We start from the raw sequence: 3563 nt of genomic DNA, 5'->3' as shown, positions 1-3563 counted from the left end.
TGCCTCTGAAGTGCGTGAGTTTGATTTAATCACTCAGGATTTTGTGCCGGACGGTTTTTATTTGCCGGTCGCGAAAAGCCGCATCAGCTGGATTGACCGCGACCATTTGTTTGTCGCCACTGATTTTGGTGAAGGCTCAATGACCGGTTCCGGTTATCCGCGCATCGTCAAAATCTGGCAGCGTGGTACACCGCTGTGCGAAGCGGTCACGGTGTTCAGCGCAGAAAAGACAGACATGATGGCGGCGGGTTATAGCGATGCCACCAAAGGGTTTGAGCGCAATTATGTGGTGCGTGTCACCGACTTCTATCATCGTGAAGTGTTCCTGCTTGATGACGACAAAAACTTAATCAAAATCGATCTGCCGGCGGATGCCAAATTCAGTAGCTGGCGCGAGTGGATCCTGATCCAGCCTTCTAGTGAATGGCAGGTGAACGGCGAAAGCTGGCCGTCCGGTTCGTTGCTGACCATGAATTTTGACGCTTTTATGGCAGGCGATCGCACGCTGAAACCCCTGTTTATGCCGGGTGCGCATTCTTCTCTCAGCGGCGTGACGGCAACCCGTGACCAGCTCAACGGCTATTCCTACACCCGTGATCATATCATCCTCAGTATCACGCGTGATGTCGTCAACCGGCTTGAAGTGCTGACGCCAAAAGACGGCGACTGGCAGCGTGAGCCGTTCGGTAAAGTGCCGGAGCTGAGCAAAATCAATGCGTGGGGCGTGGATGATGAGACCAATGAATATTTCATGAGTGTCAGCGGTTTCCTGCAACCGGCCAGTTTGTCGCTCGGAAATCTGGATAGTGGCGCGGACGTGGAAGCCGAACTGCTGAAACAAGATCCGTCGCATTTTGATGCCACCCGTTATCAGGTCAGCCAGCATTTCGCAGTGTCCGACGACGGTACCCGCGTGCCGTATTTTGTCATCTCGCGCAAAGATGTGGCGTATGACGGCAGGAACCCGACGCTGCTTTATGGCTACGGTGGTTTCGAAGTCTCCCTTGAGCCGTATTATCTCGGGGTCAGCGGTGTGTCGTGGCTGGATCGCGGCGGCGTGTTTGTGGTGGCAAATATCCGTGGCGGTGGCGAATACGGGCCGGAATGGCATAAAGCGGCGCTGAAAGAAAAACGTCTGCGCGCTTACGAAGATTTCGCGTCCGTGGCGAAGGCGCTGATTGCCAGCAAGATCACCTCACCGGCCCATCTGGCGGCGCAAGGCGGCAGCAACGGCGGTTTACTGGTCGGCAATATGCTGACACGCTACCCGGAATTATTCGGGGCCATCGTGTGTGAAGTGGCGCTGCTGGATATGTACCGGTACACGCAAATCTCGGCTGGCGCTTCGTGGATTGCTGAATACGGCGACCCGCAGAAACCGGAAGAATGGGCGTTTATCCGTGAATTTTCGCCGTATCACAATATCGATCCGGCAAAAAAATATCCGCCGGTATTGTTCTCAACGGCGACCAGCGATGACCGCGTCGGGCCTGACCATGCACGTAAAATGGCCGCGAAAATGCAGGCGCTGGGTATCCCGCAGGTCTATTTCTACGAGAATACTGACGGCGGTCACAGCGCCGCGGCTGACAAAAAACAGTCCGCGTTTAAACGGGTGATGGTGAGCGAATTTCTGCTGCACTTTATTGGCCGTGACAAAGCCAGCGGCTGATATTGCCCGCGAGAGTCTGATAAAAAACGGGATGCCTCTGTGGTATCCCGTTAATATTTCGACATGTTTTAACTCCCTCTGTCCGCTTTAAAAACGTTGCCCCCTTCACCTTTCCTTGTTTATTATTTTGACTTCTGTTGATAACAATTATCAAAATCATTTTTCATTTATTCTCATTTTCGGGTAATCGCATGTTAAAGAATACTGCTCGCGTGCTGTCTGTTGCCGGTCTGATGGCGGCCTCCTTTGCCAGTTTTGCTACCACGTATCCGCTGACGGTCACGGACATAGCCGGTCAGAAAGTCACCATCGATAAAGCGCCGCAACGGGTCATTTTGCAGGACGGGCGCGACCTTCTGGCGCTGGCGGTGCTGGATAAAGCCAATCCTTTTCAGCATGTGGTGGCCTGGAATAACCTGCTGAAGAAAACTGACAGCGGTACCTGGGAGATGCTGAAAAGCAAATGGCCTGAATCGGCGAAAATCCTCGATATGGGATTCAGCGACAAAGGGCAGGTGGATCTGGAAACGGTGATCGCTAAAAAACCAGATCTGATGATTGCGCAGATGAGGGCGAAAGATTCACTGGCGCAGGCCGGGGTGCTGGATAAACTCGCCGCGTTGCACATCCCTGTACTGTTTGTCGATTACGAACTGGATCCCGCAAAAAACACCGCGCCAAGTATTGATCTGCTCGGCAAAGTGATGAATAAGGAGGATAACGCCCGCGCCTACACCACGTTCTATAACCAGCATTTCCAGGCTATTCAGAAAGCCGCAGAGGCGATTAAAACCAGGCCGAATGTGTTTATCGAGCCAATTGCCGGTCGCGACGACTCCTGCTGTTTCACACACGGTAATGCGGGATGGGGAAAACTGATCCAGGCGGTAGATGCCAATAACATCGGTTCCAGCCTCCTGCCGGGCGCATCAGGCACCGTTTCTCTGGAACAGGTGATCAGCATGAAGCCGGACGTTTACATCATGACCGGTTCGGCACGTCCGAAAAGTGGCTCTGTGACGCATATTCTGCCGTTTGGCTACGGTGCGGATGAAGCGGATGTGGATAAAGAAGCCAAAGTGTTGCTTTCACGCACCGGCGTGGCGCAAATCCCTGCGGTGAATGCGGGCCACGTTTACGGTATTTATCACCAGTTCTACAACCATCCGTATAACATTGTCGGGATGGAATATCTGGCGAAGTTTATTTATCCGCAACAGTTTAAAGATCTGGACCCGGCGAAGACTTACCACGACATCGTACGTAACTATACCAACCTGCCGGATCAGGATTTCATCCTTGGCTGGACACCGAAAAAGTAAGTGCTGATAATTCCCCCGCCTGTGGCCCCGCAGGCGGTTTTTCAATCCCTCTGCGCGCTTTCTGCACTAACTTTACCTCCGTCACATTTGTTGACACTCCGTTAATTTATACAAAAAACTAACTGTATTACTGTATCTGAATAACGCCGACCGGCGTCGCTCCTGACGCAGTACGACATATCAACAAGGTGAATTTATGCAATCTGAAGAACAGCGTTTAATTGACGGGCTTTTTAGTCGCTTACAACAGGCTGAGTCCAACACGGCACCGCGTGATGCGGAAGCTGAACGTGTGATTCAGGCCCATATTCGTCAGCAGCCATCTGCCCCGTATTACATGGCGCAGGCAATGATTATTCAGGAAGCGGCGCTGACCAAACTGAATGCGCAGGTACAAGAATTGCAACAGCAGGTTCAGCAGTTGCAACAACAGGCGCAGACGGCCAAACCGCAAAGCACCGGTTTTCTGGCTGGCTTGTTTGGCGGTGGCACGTCTCAGCCTGAACCGCAACGCCAGGCGTCGCAGGGCAGCCAGCCCATTCCCGGTACGCAAGGCTGGGAAGTCGAGC

3 protein-coding genes are annotated in these 3563 nt (G+C 52.9%); all 3 read left to right on the top strand.

The window, feature by feature from the left end; genetic code table 11:
* On the top strand, positions 1-1672 hold a 1672-nt coding region (locus UC14_RS25275), incomplete at its 5' end, for a prolyl oligopeptidase family protein (RefSeq protein WP_112198669.1).
* 191 nt (positions 1673-1863) lie between these two features.
* Entirely contained in the window at positions 1864-2994 is a 1131-nt protein-coding gene (locus UC14_RS25270) for an ABC transporter substrate-binding protein (RefSeq protein WP_112198668.1), read from the top strand.
* A 196-nt stretch (positions 2995-3190) separates the two neighbouring features.
* Positions 3191-3563 (top strand): DUF2076 family protein (locus UC14_RS25265; RefSeq protein WP_157962158.1); only part of this gene is annotated, 373 nt, incomplete at its 3' end.

This window comes from Rahnella sp. NRRL B-41462 (genome assembly GCF_003263525.1).
Taxonomy (GTDB): domain Bacteria; phylum Pseudomonadota; class Gammaproteobacteria; order Enterobacterales; family Enterobacteriaceae; genus Rahnella; species Rahnella aceris.
This window is presented reverse-complemented; position numbering and strand designations above follow the sequence as displayed.